The sequence below is a fragment of the Streptomyces sp. NBC_01485 genome, from assembly GCF_036227125.1.
Taxonomy (GTDB): domain Bacteria; phylum Actinomycetota; class Actinomycetes; order Streptomycetales; family Streptomycetaceae; genus Streptomyces.
The window spans coordinates 1,625,165-1,640,100 of record NZ_CP109435.1 but is presented as its reverse complement, the minus strand read 5'-3'; the positions used below and the strand labels follow the sequence as shown (position 1 = coordinate 1,640,100).

Below are 14,936 nucleotides of genomic sequence, written 5' to 3'. Positions count from 1 at the left end.
GCCCGGCCGACCGGACCGCAGTCACGGCGTCCAGGCCTGATGGAGGAACCGCATGGTGCCGACGCCGATGCCGCCGTCCGCATACAGCGTCTGCCCGGTGACGTAGCGGGCCTCGGCGGAGCCCAGGAAGGCGATCACACCGGCGATGTCGTCGGCCTCCCCGAGTCGGCCGAGCGGGAGGTACGCCCCCCGCCGGGCGTGCTCGGCCGGGTCCGGGCCGAACAGGTTGGCGGCCCCCTCGGTGCGGATGAGGCCGGGGCCGACCGCGTTGACGCGAATTCCCGCGTCGGCGTACTCGATGGCGGCCTGTTTGGTGAGGGCGATGATCGCGGCCTTTGCCGCGGGATAGACACCGGAATTGGCGCGGGCGGTCTCGGCGAGGAAGGAGGTGACGTTCACAATGGCCCCGCCGCCGCTGCGTGCGATGATCGGAGCGAAAATCTGGGTGCAGATCAGGTTACCGAGGACATTGACATCGAGAACGCGGCGGAAATGCTCGACGTCGATTTCCTCCAGCGAGCTGAACGTCCATACGCCGGCGTTGTTGACCAGCAGGTCGAGCCGGTCCAATCCCGCCGCCAGGGACCGGAGCCCCGCGGCGTCGCGGACATCGCAGCGGACGCCGGTCCCGCCGACCGACCGAGCCGTGGTCTCCGCGGACTCGTCCTGGTCCACGGCGACGATCGAGTAGCCGCGCTCGGCGAGCAGCGCCGCGGTCGCCCGGCCTATTCCCCGGCCGGCTCCGGTGACCAGGGCGACGGGTTTTTCGGATGCGTTGCTCATCGGATCTCCTCGCGTCCAGGAAGCCCGGAATGCGGATGCATTGCAGGCAGAGGTATGGAATAGCCCGGCAGTAGTGGCTGTCAAGTAATTTGCGCCGGTCGAAATACGACGATTTTCTTGGTATACGAGAATGGAGTGTGCGAATGTCAGTCACGACGGAACGCCCGGCGCCTGGAATTTCCACGGCGCCGCGGAAGATGCTCGTCGGCGGAGTGTGGGCGGACGCGCTCGACGGCGCCGTCCTGGAGACTCTGGACCCCGCGACGGAGCAGGTGCTGACCACGGTGCCACTGGGCGGCGTCGCGGACGTGGACCGTGCCGTCCGCGCCGCCCGCGCGGCCTTCGAACCGGGCTCGCCGTGGCGTCGGCTGTCCCCGTCGCAGCGGGGCAGGCTCATCCACCGGCTCGGCGACCTCGTCCTGGAACACGCCGAGGAACTCGCCCTGACCGAGTCGCGGGACAACGGCAAACCGGTGGCGTACGCGGCGATGGCGGACATCCCGATGGCCGCCGACCTGTTCCACTACATGTCCGGATGGACCACCAAGATCGAGGGCAACACGATCCCGTTCTCCGCCGCGCCGCCCGGCAGCTTCCTCTCCTACACCACGCGGGAGCCCATCGGCGTGGTCGGCCAGATCATCCCCTGGAACTTCCCCCTGATGATGGCCGCCTGGAAACTGGCCCCGGCGCTGACGGCCGGCTGCACCGTCGTTCTCAAGCCCGCCGAGCAGACACCGCTGAGCGCGCTGCGGCTCGGCGAGCTGATCCAGGAGGCGGGGTTCCCGGACGGCGTCGTGAACATCGTGACCGGCGACGGCGCGACGGGGGCGGCCCTGGTGGCCCACCCGGACGTCGACAAGGTCGCCTTCACCGGTTCCACAGAGGTCGGCAAGGAGATCGTCCGGGCCTCGGCGGGCAACCTCAAGAAGCTCACCCTGGAACTGGGCGGCAAGTCCCCGAACATCGTCTACGCCGACGCCGACCTGCAACGCGCCGTGGCCGCTTCGGCCGGCGCCATCTTCTTCAACCAGGGCGAGTCCTGCATGGCGGGCTCCCGTCTGTACGTGCAGCGGCCGGTCCTGGACCAGGTGGTCGAAGGCCTGGTCGCCGAGATGAACCGGCTCGTCGTCGGCGTGGGCGCCGACCCCGCGACTCAGCTCGGCCCGCTGGTGTCCAAGGAGCAGCTCGACCGGGTCCAGGGCTACGTCGAGTCCGGTGTGCGCGACGGGGCCGTCCCGCACACCGGAGGCCAGAGTCTGCCGGACACGGGGTACTTCGCCCCGCCCACGATCTTCACCGGGACCGAACCCGGCATGAGGATCGTCGACGAGGAGATCTTCGGCCCGGTGCTGGTGGTCCTGCCCTTCGACCGGCTCGAGGACGTCGTGGGCATCGAGCGCGCCAACCCCTACGGCCTGGCCGCCGGCGTCTTCACCCGCGACATCGGCAAGGCGTTCCGGACGGCTGACACCATGCGGGCGGGCACCGTGTTCGTCAACACATGGAACGCCCTGGACGCGGCCCTCCCCTTCGGCGGCTACAAGCAGTCCGGATGGGGCCGGGAGATGGGGCACGCGGTGCTGGAGAACTACCTCGAGACCAAAACGGTCATCGCCGACCTGTCCTGACCCGAACGGAACCACATGACTGCCGTCGGCGCTGGCTTGCCCCGACCGGCGCCAGTGCGCGGGGCTCCGCTTCGTGTGTGCCGTCGTGGTGTTCAGCGCACACGCGGGGTGCCGCCGGCCTCGATCAGCAGGCGTCGGGCAGCACGTCTCGTCCCTCCCGCCGCCGCGGCCAGCTCGGGTGCAGGCTCGCGGCGGCGACCTTCGCATGGAGCTTGAGCGGCTGGAAGTCAGCCAGGGGCCGGCCGAGGAATCGCCGTGGGTTCGCTTCCTGGACCACCACTATCTGGAGGCTGAAGCCGCCCTGGTCCACTGCGACCTCGGCGAGGCGACTCAGGCTGAGCATCTCGCCATGGCGTCCGTCGAGGCGAACAGCGACCGCCGTCGTCGCCAGGCCATCAGCCGCTCGGTGCTCGCGACGGCGTTCCTCCTGCAGAACAGGCTGGACGAGGCGGTCGGCACCGCGAGCAACGCCGTGGACCTGCTTGCCGGAGACGTAGCCCACGGGGGTCAGTCCCCCAGCGGACCGCCGCCCGGCTCCGGCAGGACGTGCCCCGGCTCCTGCCGTACGACGTCCTGCCGTACGACGCCGTCGTCCCCGCCGAGCCCGCGCGCCGGTCCCTCGCAGCCCTGGACGACGGCGATGCCCAGCGCCACGAGCAGGGTCACCACGACGAAGACGAACAGCCGCTGACGCAGCAGCCGCGGATTGGCGGGCCGCAGCCCGGTCCCCGTGGTCCGCGGCCCCGGCCGCCCGCCACGGGGCGCCGGCCGACTGCCGCTGCCGGGACGGGTGTTGCGCGAACCGGGCACCGGCCGGGCCCCCGACCGCGACGACGAGGCACTGCCGCCACCGCCGCCTCGCGAAGGGCTTCCCCCACGAACGGGAGCCCCGCCCCGCGAGGGAACCGGCCCGCGCGAGGACGGCGCCCCGCCGCGCGGCGGGGGAGTGCCCGGCCCGCCCGGCTGGCGCAGCGTGCGCTCCGGGTGGCTGTGGTCGGAGAGCCGTCCCGTGGGACGGTCCGCCTCGGCCGTCCGAGGCACCGGAGGTCGCGCGTCCGCCATCCCCTGGGACTCCCGGGTCGCGATCTCCTTCAGCCGCAGGGAGAGGTCGAGGGTGCTGGGCCGCTCCTCGGGGTCCTTCGCGAGGCAGGCCCGCACCAGCGGGGCCAGCGCGTCCGGAACGCCGTGCAACTGCGGCTCCTCGTGCACCACGCGGTACAGCATCACCTCGGAACTGCCTTGCCCGAAAGGCGAGTCGGCCGTCGAGGCGTACGCGAGCGTGGCGCCGAGCGAGAACACGTCGGTGGCCGGGGTGACCAGCGCCCCTCGCACCTGCTCCGGCGCGAGGAACCCGGGGGAGCCGACCGCCGTGCCGACGTGCGTCAGCGTGGAGGCGCCCGTCGCCCAGGCGATGCCGAAGTCGATGATCCGGGGGCCCTTGGGGGAGAGCAGGATGTTGGAGGGCTTCAGGTCCCGGTGCACGACCCCGGCCTCGTGCACGGCGACGAGCCCCTCCGACAGCGCGGCCCCGATCGAGGCGAGCTCGGCGGCGCCGAGCGGCCCGTCGTCGTTGACCTTGTCGTGGAGGGAGGGCCCGGGGACGTACTGGGTGGCGAACCACGGCCGGTCGGCGTCCAGATCCGCCGCGACCAGCCGCGCCGTGCACCCGCCCCGGATCCGCCGGGCGGCCGAGACCTCGCGCGCGAACCGCGACCGGAACTCCTGGTCCTCCGCCAGATCGGGCCGGATCACCTTCAGCGCGACCCGCTGCCCCTTCTTGTCGGACCCCAGATAGACAACACCCATCCCGCCCGCGCCGAGCCGTCGGTGGAGCCTGAACGAGCCGACGACACGCGGGTCCTCGCGCCTCAGGCGCATCATCGCCATGTTCATCCCCGCTGCCCGGTCCGTGTGACGTGGCACAGCTTACGTTTACACGGCCGTTCGCGCGCAGAGGCCGCGCCCTCTCGTCCTGATCGATTGTCAGTGCCCGGTGGGACAGTTGAAGGGTGGTCAGAGGGCCTGAGATCTGGCGCGTTTTGGCGGTCGGGTGGCCTCAACCACCCTTCCCGGAAGGGGGATTGAACCTGTGCGGAGTGGCCGTGTGGCGAGGGCCGTCGACGTCGCCGACACGTCCCTGACCGATGCGGTGATGGCTTTGAGGGCGGGCCGCCGGGTGGTTGCGGCGGTCCGGCGAGGGGTGGTGCGAGTGAGCGAAGTCACCACGGCCGTCCCCGAGGCTTCGTTCGGGGGTCCCCGGGGCGGCGCGGAAACCGGCCCGGACCGGACACCCCCTCAGGGAAGACCCCGAGACCTGGGACCGCGTCTCCACCCAGGGGAGTACTCCCCAGGTCATGGCTCATCCTCCGGGAGGCCCGGCAATCGGTACGAGGGCATGACGCCCGGCGCCCGCCGCACGCCTAGATTTGAAGTCAAGCGGCGGGTGGCAGCACTCGTCCCCCGAGGTCAGACACCCGCCGCTGCCAACGACAACTGATCAGGTCAGGAGAGGGACCATGGCCCTTACGGCACCGCGGACGATGATCCGCACGCAGGGACGCACCAAGCGCACCCGCCGCACGGGCCGCCGCCACCCCTTGGTGGCGACGCTGATGGCCCTTCCTCTGGCGGTCCTGCTCCTCGTCGTCTTCGACGGCTGGGAGACAGTGGCCACACAGGCGTCGTCCGTGGGAGTGATGCTGGGGCGCTGAGCGGCGACCCCAGGCCCGGAAGAGCGGTCCGGGCGGGGACATCCACCCATGAAACCCCGTGGGGACGGGGGTGCGGCGGACGGCAAAAAATGCAGGCGCAGCTGGGGAGCTGCGCCTGCATTGCTTTTCCCCGGCGCAGGACGGCCCCGGCGCCCTCACCTGCGTACCCTCGCGGGGAGACCGCACGCCGCCGCTCAGGGAGCCCCGTGACCGCCCACCCCCTGCTCACCGAGCTCACCTTCCACGCCCGGGACCGGGCTCACGAAACCGGTTCGTCCTGCCCGTGCGGCGCGGCCACCCTCGCCGACCGCCCCGACGCCACCGTCGTCCGGCACGCCGGGACCGTCGCGAAGGCGCACGCCCCCGAAACCGACCCGGCCGACCTCACGCCCCGCCTCACCACGGCCGCCCACCTCCCCGACGTCCTCCTCCCGCCGCTGGCCGCGACCCCGTCCCCCCTCCACGGCAGACTCGTCACCTTCTGGCCGTACGGCACCCCGGTGGACCCGGACGACCCGGACGCGGCCCCCTGGGAAGCCGCGGGCACCCTGCTCGCCCGCCTCCACCGCACCCCCGCCCCGACCGCACTCCCCCCGATGCGCGGCCCCGCAAAGGCCGCCCACGCCGTGGCCCGCCTGCGCGCCGCCGCCTCGCATGCCGCCGTCGCCCCCGTCCTGGCCGCCTGGCGCGCACTGCCCGCCTGGGCCCGCGCCGAGGCCCCCATGCCCGACACCGCGACCCTCTGCCACGGCGACCTCCACCTCGGCCAGCTCGTCCGCCACCCCGCCCCCGACGGACCCTGGCGCCTGATCGACGTCGATGATCTGGGCGTCGGCGTCCCGGCCTGGGACCTCGCCCGCCCCGCCGCCTGGTACGCCTGTGGTCTGCTCCCACCCGACGAGTGGACCCGCTTCCTGACCGCCTACCGGGCCGGGGCCGGCCCCGCCGTCCCCGGGTCCGGCGACCCCTGGCCCGCCCTCGACGTCCCGGCGCGTGCACTCACCGTGCAGACCGCCGCACGGGCTGTCACGAAGTCGATCGCGCAGGGGCGGTCGCTGGACGAGGTCGAGCAGTGCCTCGTCGACGCCTGTGCCCGAATGGGTTCGGTCCCCCCGCAGTTGGCGGCAGATGCCGCGAAGTAGGGTGCAACCGACCGCGGTCGGACAGTGTCTGAACTGGCGGTACGTGAAACAGCACCGACCGGCGAGGAGTTGAGCCGAACCATGCAGTGCCCGAAGTGTCACGCTCAAATGCACACATACAACCGCAACGGCGTCCAGATCGAACAGTGCAGCAACTGCCGCGGGATCTTCCTCGACTACGGCGAGCTGGAGGCGCTGACCCGCGTGGAGTCCCAGTGGTCCCAGCCCGCGCCGCCGCCCCCGGGCGCCCCGCAGGCGTACCCGGCGGCCCCGGCCGCGCCCGCCTGGGGCGCCCCGCACGGCGGCGGTCACGGCGGTGCGCACTACGGCGGTCACCACGGCGGCCACAACCGCCACAAGAGCTTCGGCCACATGCTGTTCTCCAGCTGAACCGGCGCAAGCTGAGCTGGCACACAGAAGAGCCCCCGACCGCGAAGGCGGCCGGGGGCTCTCGGCGTGTGGACGATACTGGGATTGAACCAGTGACCTCTTCCGTGTCAGGGAAGCGCTCTCCCGCTGAGCTAATCGTCCGGGATGCTGTGGTGCTGCGTGCGCGATACTGGGATTGAACCAGTGACCTCTTCCGTGTCAGGGAAGCGCTCTCCCGCTGAGCTAATCGCGCCAGGGATCCGAAGATCCAGTGGACGATACTGGGATTGAACCAGTGACCTCTTCCGTGTCAGGGAAGCGCTCTCCCGCTGAGCTAATCGTCCTTGGAGGTGGAGACGGGATTTGAACCCGTGTAGACGGCTTTGCAGGCCGTTGCCTCGCCTCTCGGCCACTCCACCAGGAGCGTAGGGGTTCGGGAAGATCCCCCACTTCCTGCGAGCGGACGACCAGGTTCGAACTGGCGACCTCAACCTTGGCAAGGTTGCGCTCTACCAACTGAGCTACGTCCGCTTGTCGTTTCCGCTCGGCTTGCGCGTCGCGGCGACGTGTTGAACTCTAGCGGATTCCTCGGCCAGCACAAAAACGCGTTTGTGCAGCGTGCTGCGCTGTGCCTGCTCGATGACCTGGTCAGGCCCCCTGGGCGGGACCTGCGGGACATGCCCGACCCGGCCCCCGGGAGACCCGCCCTAGACTCGACAATGTGCCCGACCTCCCTCCTCTCGCCCGTTTCGGCGCCCGCGTCGCGACCGGCCTCCTCGACGTCACCAGCGATCCCGCGGCCCTCGACTCCGCCGGTTTCTGGGCCGTCTGCGCCGACTTCGACGGCCGTCTGGTCTGCGCGCGCTTCGCCGACGTACGCGAGGAGCCCGTGCCCGCTCCGGTGCCGGGGGCGTGGCGGGGGCCCGCGGCCGGTGACTGGACGTCCTCCCTCGACCGCGCCGCGTACACGGCCGGCGTGCGCCGCATCCGCGAGCACATCGCGGCCGGCGAGGTGTACCAGGCCAACCTCTGCCGCGTCCTGACCGCGCCCGTGACGGCCGACGCCGACGTGGACGCGCTCACCGCCCTGCTGGCTCGGGGCAACCCGGCGCCCTATGCAGGAACGATTCGCCTGCCCGCGCACGGCATAGAGACGGCCACCGCCTCCCCCGAGCTCTTCCTGCGCCGCGCCGGCCGGGTCGTCGAGTCCGGGCCCATCAAGGGCACCGGGCGCACCGAGGCCGACCTGCTCGACAAGGACTACGCCGAGAACGTGATGATCGTGGACCTCGTGCGCAACGACATCGGGCGGGTCTGCGCCACCGGCAGCGTGACCGTCCCCGACCTGTGCGCCGTCGAGAAACACCCGGGCCTGGTCCACCTCGTGTCCACGGTCCGCGGCGAGCTGCCCGACGGCGCCGGCTGGCCGGAGCTGCTCGCCGCCGCCTTCCCGCCCGGCTCGGTCACCGGCGCCCCGAAGTCCAGCGCCCTCAGGATCATCGACGCGCTGGAGACGGCACCCCGCGGCCCGTACTGCGGCGGCATCGGGTGGGTCGACGCCGACCGGGGGACGGGGGAGCTGGCCGTCGGCATCCGCACCTTCTGGATCGGCCGCGCCGCCGACGGCACGGCCGTGCTGCGCTTCGGCACCGGCGCCGGCATCACCTGGGGCTCCGACCCCGAGGCCGAGTGGGCGGAGACCGAGCTGAAGGCGTCCCGGCTGCTCGCGGTAGCGTCGGGAACGTACGAGGCCGAAGGAGAGGGACTGACGTGAAGATCTGGCTCGACGGCGGGCTGCAGGACGCCGAGTCCGCCCGTGTCTCCGTCTTCGACCACGGGCTGACCGTGGGCGACGGCATCTTCGAGACGGTGAAGGCGGTGGAAGGCACGACGTTCGCGCTCACCCGCCACCTCGACCGGCTGACCCGCTCCGCACGCGGCCTCGGCCTGACCGACCCCGACCACGACGAGGTCCGCCGCGCCTGCGCCGCCGTCCTCGAGGCCGACCCGATGCCGCTCGGCCGGCTGCGCATCACCTACACGGGAGGCTACGGCCCGCTCGGCTCCGACCGCGGCGACCACGGCCCCACCCTCGTCGTCGCCCTCGGCGGGACCACCCGGCGCGCCGACTCCACGGCCGTCGTCACCGTCCCCTGGACCCGCAACGAACGCGGCGCGCTCACCGGCCTGAAGACGACCTCGTACGCCGAGAACGTCGTCGCCCTGGCCCGTGCCCACCAACACGGCGCCACCGAGGCGCTGTTCGCCAACACGGTCGGGCAACTCTGCGAGGGCACCGGGTCCAACGTCTTCGTCGTCCTGGACGGCGAGATCCACACTCCGCCGCTGGCCTCCGGCTGCCTCGCGGGCATCACCCGCGAGCTGACCGCCGAGTGGACCGGCGCCAAGGAGACCGACCTCCCGCTGGACGTCCTGGAGCGGGCGGACGAGGTCTTCCTCACCTCCACCCTGCGCGACGTCCAGGCCGTCCACCGCGTCGACGACCGCGAACTGCCGGGCACACCGGGGCCGGTGACCGCCAAAGCGATGCGGATCTTCACCGAGCGAGCCGGGAACGACCTCGACCCGTAAGGCCCCGAACCCGTAAGGCCTGGACCCCTTAAGACCCGGCAAGACCCGGAAAACAGGCTGACGTGGGTCGCCGCAGTGGGTAGAAAGCCCCTGATGACCACGACTCTGCGGCCGACCGAGCCGCTTCAGCGCGCCGCCGACGGGGCGCTGTCGCGCCACTACCAGGTGTGCGTGAACAGCCGTCCCGTCGGAACGGTCCACCTCTCGACGTCCCCCGCCTTCGGGCCCGGCGTCGCCCAGATCGCGGACCTGCGCATCGAGGAACCGGACCGCGGTCGCGGCCGGGGCACGGTGGCCGCGCTCGCCGCCGAGGAAGTGGCACGCGGCTGGGGCTGTAAACGGATCGACGTCAGGGTGCCCGCCGACGCGCGGACCGCGCTGCGGCTGGCGACGGCGCTCGGCTACGTCCACCGCAACCGCGGCATGGAGAAGCACCTCGCCGCCACCGCTCCCCGACTGCCCGAGGGCAGCCGGGGCAGGCCGATGACGGAGGCCGAGTACGGGCCCTGGTTCGAGCGCGGCATCGAGGAGTACGCCCGGGACTGGTGGGAGCGCGGGGTGCCCGAGGACGAGGCGCGGGCCAAGTCGCGGCGGGACCAGGACCTCCTGCTGCCGCGGGGCCTGGCGACGGAGAACACGCTGATCAGCGTCCTGGAACACGAAGGAACCCGGGTCGGCTTCCTCTGGGTGTCGTTCGCCGACGACAAGGCGTTCGTGTTCGACGTCGAGGCCGAAGCGCCCTTCCGCGGCCGGGGCCACGGCCGCTCCCTGATGCTGCTGGCCGAGACCCAGGCGATCGCGGCCGGCAAGCGGGTCCTCGGCCTGAACGTCTTCGCCGACAACACCCCGGCCGAGCGGCTGTACGAGTCGCTGGGATACGTGCCGGTGGGCTACTCGATGTACAAGAACCTGCTCTGAGCCGACCTGTGGGGATCCGCTCTCACGCCTGCTCGGCCAGCAGCCGGTCGGCGATCTCCTCGACGCGCTCGCGCAGTCCTTCCTGGCTCTTGCCGCCGTCGAGCCGCTCGCCTCCGATGACGTACGTCGGGGTCCCGGTGACGCCGATCGCCTTGCCCTCGGCCTGGTCGGCGTCCACGATCAGGATGTGCCGGCCGTCGATCAGAGCGGTGTCGAACTCCTCGGCGTCGAGCCCGAGTTCCCCGGCGACCTCGACCAGGAAGGGTTCTCCCTTACGGTCCAGCTCCGTCACGCGACCCAGCACGGCCTCGACGTACGGCCACCCCTGCCCCTGCTCCAGAGCTTCCTCGGCGGACTGCGCGGCGGCGAAGGAGTGCCGGTGCTTGTCCAGCGGGAAGTGCCGCAACCGCAGCTCCAGCCGGTCGCCGTAGCGCTCGCGCAGGGCGCGCAGGTCGTCGAGGGCGCCACGGCAGTCCGGGCACTGCAGCTCGCACCACACGTCAAGGACGACGGCGGGACGGGCGGGGGAGGAGGTCGGGGACGAGTCGCTCATGACGCCAGTCTTCCAGCCCCTGCCCGACGGCCCCAATCCGGAACCTGGACCCCGGAACCCGGAGCCTGGATCATGGCCGCACGCCACGGAGACCCCGACCCGCCCCCGAGGGAGGAGCGCGGGCGGCACCTGCGAAGGAGCCGACCCGGAGATGTCCCTGATGTCCGGGTCGAAGGATGGCCCGCGAGGGGTGCGCAGGTGCAGGATGGAAGGGACGAGGCGCCGGCCTGCCGGGCGTGGTGCCGAGTCGGTATGAGCCCTGCCCGAGTGAGTCACGCCTGGAGGACCGGATGATCGCCGAGACAGTCTGTTCCGCCGTCGCCGTGGCCGGCCTGGGCATCGCGGTGGTCACGGCCTACCGCAAGCGCTTCCTGGCGGCCGCCCGCATCGCGGCCTACGCCCTCGTACCGCTCGGCCTGGTGATGACCGGCATCGTCGGATGGGTCGCCGACACCGCCTTCAGTCCCACGGCCTGGCTGGGCTTCGGAGTGCTCGGCGGCGCCTGGGCGCTGTTCGCCACCACCCGTGCCGTGGAGCGCCGCCGCGGCGGCAAGGAGCGCAAGGCGGCGACCCGCTCCGCACAGCCCGAGGCCGTGGCCCCCACCGCCTCCGCCCCCTCCCTGGGCCAGGCCTCCCGCCCGGCCCCCCGACCCGCAGCCGCACCCCGCGCGACCGGCGCCTCCGACGACTTCAGAGATATCGAGGCCATCCTCAAGAAGCACGGCATATGACGCACGGCGCAGGGGGCGGGTCCGCACCTTCGGCGGCCCGCATATGACGGCGGCCTGACCTGCGGCCGTGACAGTTGCCCTCGCATGGAAACGACACAGTCGGCCTGCCCGCGCACGTAAGTGATCACGGCCTGAAACCGACGTCACGGAATCCGGCGAACTCCCGCTCAATCCGTGCGTGTTGATCGCGCGGGGGGTGCCACCTGCGTCATCATCGCCCGCGAGATGCTGGACACGACACAGAGCGACGCCGCGCCGCCCAAGGACGAGCCGCGCGGGTGCCTCTTCGCCCTTTCCCAGCCACCGCTGATGATCTTCCTTGCGGTGATCGGGTGTCTGCTGCTCATGGCTTCGCTGCACGATCTGCTGCTGCTCTGAGCCGTACCCGCGGTCCCCGGCGTCACCCGCCGGGGCCGCGTCGGCATCAAGGAATTCCGACGGAACCTGCACGGGCTCCTCAGCCCGCGGCCTCCTTGCGGCGCGCCCGGTAGGCGGCCACGTGGAGGCGGTTGCCGCAGGTGCGGCTGTCGCAGTACCGGCGGGAGCGGTTGCGGGAGAGGTCGACGAAGGCGCGCCGGCAGTCCGGGGCCTCGCAGCGCCGCAGCCGCTCCTGCTCCCCGGCCACCACGAAGAACGCCAGCGCCATCCCGCAGTCGGCCGCCAGGTGGTCGGCGACGGACGCGCCGGGCGCGAAGTAGTGCACATGCCAGTCGTAGCCGTCGTGGTCCGTGAGCTGGGGCGTGGTGCCGGCGGCGGCGACCAGCTCGTTGATCAGTCCGGCGGCGGTCCGGGGGTCCGTAGACGCGAAGATCCCGGCGAAGCGCCCACGGACCTTGCGCACCGCCGACAGGTCGAACTCGGAGAGCACACCGACATCACTGAAGTCGTGCTTTCGTACGAAATCCGCGAGGGCGGCGACGTCCGGCAGCGTGTCCGGGGCCGAGTCGCCCTCGGCCGCGGTGTTCACCAGATCCACCACGACATCGAGCGCGCACCGGGTGTCATGGGTGATCAGCACGTTTCGCTCCCTGGCATGGAGGGTCGGGCGAGCGCCCGCCGATGCTGGCCGATGGTAGCCGCACCGGGCAGTCGAACCACGGCCGATCGCGGCACGGATCCCGCGCGTGCCAGCCACCAGGCACCGAAAGGGCGGGACAACCGGACCCCTCGAAGCCTTCGAGGGCACCGGCTTCCCAAGCCTTCAAGGCACCGGGCCCCAAGCCTTCAAGGCACCGGGCCCCAAGGCTTCGGGGCACCGGGCCCCAAGGCTTCGGGGCACCGCCCCTGAAGGCTGCGGGGCACCGGCCCCTCCGAAGCCTGCGGGGTGCCGGACACTCCAGCCCTGGGGGAGTCCGGATGCCCGACCCCTGGCGGAGCCCGGACGTCCGAAGCCGACGGAGCCCGGACGCCCGAGGCCTGGGAGCGCTGTCCGAACGCGTCGAACGCGCCGCGAACAGGCACAACGGGCCGCACGCACGCCGACGCCGCCCCACGGGAGCCCGTGGCACGGCGTCGGCGCATGCCCTATGCGGTTGTACCGGCCCGAGCCGTCTCCCCGAGTGGACGGCGCCGGGCGGCTCGGTGTGAGCCTCGCGCTAGCTTTCCGCCAGGATGTGCGAGAGCTCTTGATCGAGATCGAAATGCCGGTGTTCCGTGCCAGGTGGCACGGCCGCGTCCGTCCGCTTCAGGAAGGACTCCAGGGCCCGCGCCGGGGCTTCGAGCAGGGCCTCGCCCTCAGGAGAGCTCAGGGCGATGCAGACGACGCCCTGACCGTGGCTGCGCGACGGCCAGACACGGACGTCGCCGGTTCCCGTGGGCCGGTGCAGGCCCTCGGCGAGGAGGTCGCGGGCGAACACCCACTCGACGGTTTCCTCGGCTCCGGTGTGGAAGGTGGCGTGCACGGCGTAGGGGTCGGCCGTGTCGTACCGCAGGCCTGCGGGGACAGGCAGGGAGGACTCGCTCGACACAACGAGGCGCAGGTGCAGCTCGCAGCTGACCGTGGTGTTCATAAGCGCCAGGGCCTTTCGCTCAGTGTGCGCTCGGGGATTCGCACGTCGGCGAAATCGACATGCCACCTACGGTGCCGTTGTAAACCCCTCTGCGTGTTTTGCGTGCCTTTACGTAACTCTTCCGGCCGATGCCTCGTTCGCGAAGTACCACCATTCCGGTGACTGGAATCTCTCGGGTAGGGTCTGGCTGTATGAATACGGGGAGTGACGAGCCGGGTGAGGCGGTCGTGACGGTGAACGGGTCGAAGCCGGGCGGGACGCCGGCGGAAGATCGCGGGCAGGGGCTCGGCTCCAAGGCGCCCGAATACGTCAAGGCGCGCCGCATGCTGCACCTGAGCTGGCAGGTCGGTGTCTTCGTGATCGGCCTCGCCGTGGTGGTCGCCGGCATCATCATGCTGCCGCTGCCCGGTCCCGGCTGGGTCGTGATCTTCGGCGGCATGGCGATCTGGGCGACCGAGTTCGTCTGGGCCCAGCTGGTGCTGCGCTGGACCAAGCGCAAGGTCACCGAGGCGGCACAGCGCGCACTCGACCCGACGGTGCGGCGCCGCAACATCATCCTGACCTCGATCGGCCTCGTGATCATCGGCACGCTCATGGGTGTCTACCTGTGGAAGTTCGGTCTGGAGATGCCCTGGAAGATCAAGAACCAGTGATCTTCGGAGAGCGAGTCCGGTGATCTTCGGGCGGCCTTCGGCTGATCGTCTGCACGGGTGCGGGGGCCGGTCGGTAGTGGTCACGGCCACCCCCTGACATGGGGTAATGTTCTTCCTGCGTCCGGGCGATTAGCTCAGTGGGAGAGCGCTTCGTTCACACCGAAGAGGTCACTGGTTCGAACCCAGTATCGCCCACCCGGAACGGCGGCCCGTCTGCGAGAGTGCAGACGGGCCGCCGTCGTTCTGTGCGGCCGGCATGCTCCCCGGCGTCCGCTCGACAGTCACTGACAACCGCCCAGAAGTCGCTGGCAACCGCCCCGACGGCCGCCCGATGTTCCCGCTGTCGACACGATCATCGCGCGCCTCCCCGTCGGCGCTACACACTCCTCCCACCCCTCGCGCCACTCCGTCGCGCAGCCCTTCGGCACCCGCCCCGGGGTGTCCCGTGGTCCGCCAGCCGCCAGCCGCCAGCCGCCAGCCGCCAGCCGCCAGCCGCCAGCCGCCAGCCGCCAGCCGCCAGCCGCCAGCCGCCAGCCGGTCAGGCCGTGCCCCGCCTGTCCTGCCTCCACACCGGCAACTCCTTTCCGTCACCCCAACCGTCACCCCATCGCCCACGCAACCCCCGTCCCCCAGGCGGATTTCGGCCCGCCGGTTCGATTCCCCAGCGGCCGGTCACCGGTTCGAGGCGCCGAACGGACGTACCTCACCTGCGAGTTCGTCCCGCAGTAGACGCAACATCGCCCAGCAGTGCCGCGCTTCTCGCAGAGGCCGCGCACAAGAAATTCCTGTCCGAATCATTGACGCTCCCCCGGCCCCCTCGTACCTTGTGCCAGCAAGCGCTTTC

The 14,936-nt window shown here is 71.5% G+C and carries 17 protein-coding genes and 6 tRNA genes; 11 read left to right on the top strand and 12 right to left on the bottom strand.

Annotated features, from left to right (window positions below):
• Positions 1 to 21: 21 nt before the first annotated feature.
• Positions 22 to 783 (bottom strand): SDR family NAD(P)-dependent oxidoreductase, encoded by a 762-nt coding sequence (locus OG352_RS07660; protein WP_329215623.1) that lies wholly within the window; start codon positions 781 to 783, stop codon positions 22 to 24.
• Between the two features lie 197 nt (positions 784 to 980).
• Here OG352_RS07660 and OG352_RS07655 point away from each other — a divergent pair, with 197 nt between their 5' ends.
• Positions 981 to 2,414, top strand: a complete 1,434-nt coding sequence (locus OG352_RS07655; protein WP_329215622.1) for an aldehyde dehydrogenase family protein — start codon at positions 981 to 983, stop codon at positions 2,412 to 2,414.
• A 124-nt stretch (positions 2,415 to 2,538) separates the two neighbouring features.
• On the opposite strand, the gene OG352_RS39940 is transcribed toward OG352_RS07655, so the two are convergent.
• Together OG352_RS39940 and OG352_RS07645 are read right to left on the bottom strand one after the other, a co-directional pair.
• Entirely contained in the window at positions 2,539 to 2,916 is a 378-nt protein-coding gene (locus OG352_RS39940; protein ID WP_443072179.1) for a hypothetical protein, read from the bottom strand.
• Between the two features lie 5 nt (positions 2,917 to 2,921).
• Positions 2,922 to 4,307 (bottom strand): serine/threonine-protein kinase, encoded by a 1,386-nt coding sequence (locus OG352_RS07645; protein WP_329223749.1) that lies wholly within the window; start codon positions 4,305 to 4,307, stop codon positions 2,922 to 2,924.
• A gap of 623 nt (positions 4,308 to 4,930) precedes the next feature.
• Here OG352_RS07645 and OG352_RS07640 point away from each other — a divergent pair.
• The 3 genes from OG352_RS07640 to OG352_RS07630 all read left to right on the top strand — a co-directional run bounded on the left by OG352_RS07640 (position 4,931) and on the right by OG352_RS07630 (position 6,657).
• Positions 4,931 to 5,125 (top strand): hypothetical protein, encoded by a 195-nt coding sequence (locus OG352_RS07640; RefSeq protein ID WP_329215621.1) that lies wholly within the window; start codon positions 4,931 to 4,933, stop codon positions 5,123 to 5,125.
• A gap of 206 nt (positions 5,126 to 5,331) precedes the next feature.
• Positions 5,332 to 6,267 (top strand): phosphotransferase family protein, encoded by a 936-nt coding sequence (locus OG352_RS07635; RefSeq protein WP_329215620.1) that lies wholly within the window; start codon positions 5,332 to 5,334, stop codon positions 6,265 to 6,267.
• Positions 6,268 to 6,348: 81 nt separating this feature from the next.
• Positions 6,349 to 6,657 carry a TFIIB-type zinc ribbon-containing protein gene (locus OG352_RS07630; protein ID WP_329215619.1) on the top strand — a complete coding sequence of 103 codons (309 nt, stop codon included), beginning with the start codon at positions 6,349 to 6,351 and terminating at the stop codon, positions 6,655 to 6,657.
• Positions 6,658 to 6,726: 69 nt separating this feature from the next.
• Here OG352_RS07630 and OG352_RS07625 read toward each other — a convergent pair.
• The 5 genes from OG352_RS07625 to OG352_RS07605 form a co-directional block, all read right to left on the bottom strand.
• Positions 6,727 to 6,798, bottom strand: a tRNA-Val gene (locus tag OG352_RS07625).
• Between the two features lie 19 nt (positions 6,799 to 6,817).
• A tRNA-Val gene (locus OG352_RS07620) sits at positions 6,818 to 6,889 on the bottom strand.
• A gap of 19 nt (positions 6,890 to 6,908) precedes the next feature.
• Positions 6,909 to 6,980, bottom strand: a tRNA-Val gene (locus OG352_RS07615).
• A 1-nt stretch (position 6,981) separates the two neighbouring features.
• Positions 6,982 to 7,055: transfer RNA gene (locus tag OG352_RS07610), tRNA-Cys, on the bottom strand.
• 39 nt (positions 7,056 to 7,094) lie between these two features.
• Positions 7,095 to 7,167 (bottom strand) — tRNA-Gly (locus OG352_RS07605).
• A 190-nt stretch (positions 7,168 to 7,357) separates the two neighbouring features.
• Here OG352_RS07605 and OG352_RS07600 point away from each other — a divergent pair.
• The 3 genes from OG352_RS07600 (at position 7,358) to OG352_RS07590 (ending at position 10,146) form a co-directional block, all read left to right on the top strand.
• Positions 7,358 to 8,410 carry a chorismate-binding protein gene (locus tag OG352_RS07600; protein WP_329215618.1) on the top strand — a complete coding sequence of 351 codons (1,053 nt, stop codon included), beginning with the start codon at positions 7,358 to 7,360 and terminating at the stop codon, positions 8,408 to 8,410.
• Positions 8,407 to 9,228: an aminotransferase class IV gene (locus OG352_RS07595; protein ID WP_329215617.1), complete on the top strand. Its 822-nt coding sequence runs from the start codon at positions 8,407 to 8,409 to the stop codon at positions 9,226 to 9,228. The genes OG352_RS07600 and OG352_RS07595 overlap by 4 nt, the downstream gene beginning before the upstream one ends.
• A 93-nt stretch (positions 9,229 to 9,321) precedes the next feature.
• The gene (locus OG352_RS07590) at positions 9,322 to 10,146 is read left to right on the top strand and encodes a GNAT family N-acetyltransferase (protein ID WP_329215616.1); all 825 of its coding nucleotides are present in this window, start codon (positions 9,322 to 9,324) and stop codon (positions 10,144 to 10,146) included.
• 22 nt (positions 10,147 to 10,168) lie between these two features.
• Here OG352_RS07590 and OG352_RS07585 read toward each other — a convergent pair whose 3' ends face one another.
• Positions 10,169 to 10,699, bottom strand: a complete 531-nt coding sequence (locus OG352_RS07585) for a DsbA family protein (RefSeq protein ID WP_329215615.1) — start codon at positions 10,697 to 10,699, stop codon at positions 10,169 to 10,171.
• A gap of 290 nt (positions 10,700 to 10,989) precedes the next feature.
• Between OG352_RS07585 and OG352_RS07580 the strand changes: the two genes are divergently transcribed.
• Both OG352_RS07580 and OG352_RS07575 read left to right on the top strand, forming a co-directional pair.
• Positions 10,990 to 11,430, top strand: coding sequence for a hypothetical protein (locus OG352_RS07580; protein WP_329215614.1), 441 nt, complete (start codon positions 10,990 to 10,992; stop codon positions 11,428 to 11,430).
• A gap of 174 nt (positions 11,431 to 11,604) precedes the next feature.
• Positions 11,605 to 11,808, top strand: coding sequence for a hypothetical protein (locus tag OG352_RS07575; RefSeq protein WP_329224183.1), 204 nt, complete (start codon positions 11,605 to 11,607; stop codon positions 11,806 to 11,808).
• A gap of 79 nt (positions 11,809 to 11,887) precedes the next feature.
• Here the strand turns inward: OG352_RS07575 and OG352_RS07570 are convergent, their stop codons facing one another.
• Both OG352_RS07570 and OG352_RS07565 read right to left on the bottom strand, forming a co-directional pair.
• Complete coding sequence (locus OG352_RS07570) at positions 11,888 to 12,448, bottom strand: CGNR zinc finger domain-containing protein (protein ID WP_329215613.1); 561 nt, start codon at positions 12,446 to 12,448, stop codon at positions 11,888 to 11,890.
• A gap of 577 nt (positions 12,449 to 13,025) precedes the next feature.
• Positions 13,026 to 13,439 carry an SsgA family sporulation/cell division regulator gene (locus OG352_RS07565; protein WP_004002642.1) on the bottom strand — a complete coding sequence of 138 codons (414 nt, stop codon included), beginning with the start codon at positions 13,437 to 13,439 and terminating at the stop codon, positions 13,026 to 13,028.
• A gap of 191 nt (positions 13,440 to 13,630) precedes the next feature.
• Between OG352_RS07565 and OG352_RS07560 the strand changes: the two genes are divergently transcribed.
• On the top strand, positions 13,631 to 14,092 hold the full coding sequence (locus OG352_RS07560; protein ID WP_329215612.1) for a TIGR02611 family protein: 462 nt from the start codon (positions 13,631 to 13,633) through the stop codon (positions 14,090 to 14,092).
• A 123-nt stretch (positions 14,093 to 14,215) separates the two neighbouring features.
• Positions 14,216 to 14,287, top strand: a tRNA-Val gene (locus OG352_RS07555).
• Between the two features lie 86 nt (positions 14,288 to 14,373).
• Here the strand turns inward: OG352_RS07555 and OG352_RS07550 are convergent.
• Complete coding sequence (locus OG352_RS07550) at positions 14,374 to 14,661, bottom strand: hypothetical protein (RefSeq protein ID WP_329215611.1); 288 nt, start codon at positions 14,659 to 14,661, stop codon at positions 14,374 to 14,376.
• Positions 14,662 to 14,936 lie beyond the last annotated feature (275 nt).

Excerpts from the sequence above, each read along its gene's own strand:
- OG352_RS07660 (WP_329215623.1), bottom strand. The coding sequence starts at position 783 with ATGAGCAACGCATCCGAAAAACCCGTCGCCCTGGTCACCGGAGCCGGC.
- OG352_RS07655 (WP_329215622.1), top strand. The coding sequence starts at position 981 with ATGCTCGTCGGCGGAGTGTGGGCGGACGCGCTCGACGGCGCCGTCCTG.
- OG352_RS07645 (WP_329223749.1), bottom strand. The coding sequence starts at position 4,307 with ATGAACATGGCGATGATGCGCCTGAGGCGCGAGGACCCGCGTGTCGTC.
- OG352_RS07640 (WP_329215621.1), top strand. The coding sequence starts at position 4,931 with ATGGCCCTTACGGCACCGCGGACGATGATCCGCACGCAGGGACGCACC.
- OG352_RS07630 (WP_329215619.1), top strand. The coding sequence starts at position 6,349 with ATGCAGTGCCCGAAGTGTCACGCTCAAATGCACACATACAACCGCAAC.
- OG352_RS07590 (WP_329215616.1), top strand. The coding sequence starts at position 9,322 with ATGACCACGACTCTGCGGCCGACCGAGCCGCTTCAGCGCGCCGCCGAC.
- OG352_RS07585 (WP_329215615.1), bottom strand. The coding sequence starts at position 10,699 with ATGAGCGACTCGTCCCCGACCTCCTCCCCCGCCCGTCCCGCCGTCGTC.
- OG352_RS07580 (WP_329215614.1), top strand. The coding sequence starts at position 10,990 with ATGATCGCCGAGACAGTCTGTTCCGCCGTCGCCGTGGCCGGCCTGGGC.
- OG352_RS07565 (WP_004002642.1), bottom strand. The coding sequence starts at position 13,439 with ATGAACACCACGGTCAGCTGCGAGCTGCACCTGCGCCTCGTTGTGTCG.
- OG352_RS07560 (WP_329215612.1), top strand. The coding sequence starts at position 13,631 with ATGAATACGGGGAGTGACGAGCCGGGTGAGGCGGTCGTGACGGTGAAC.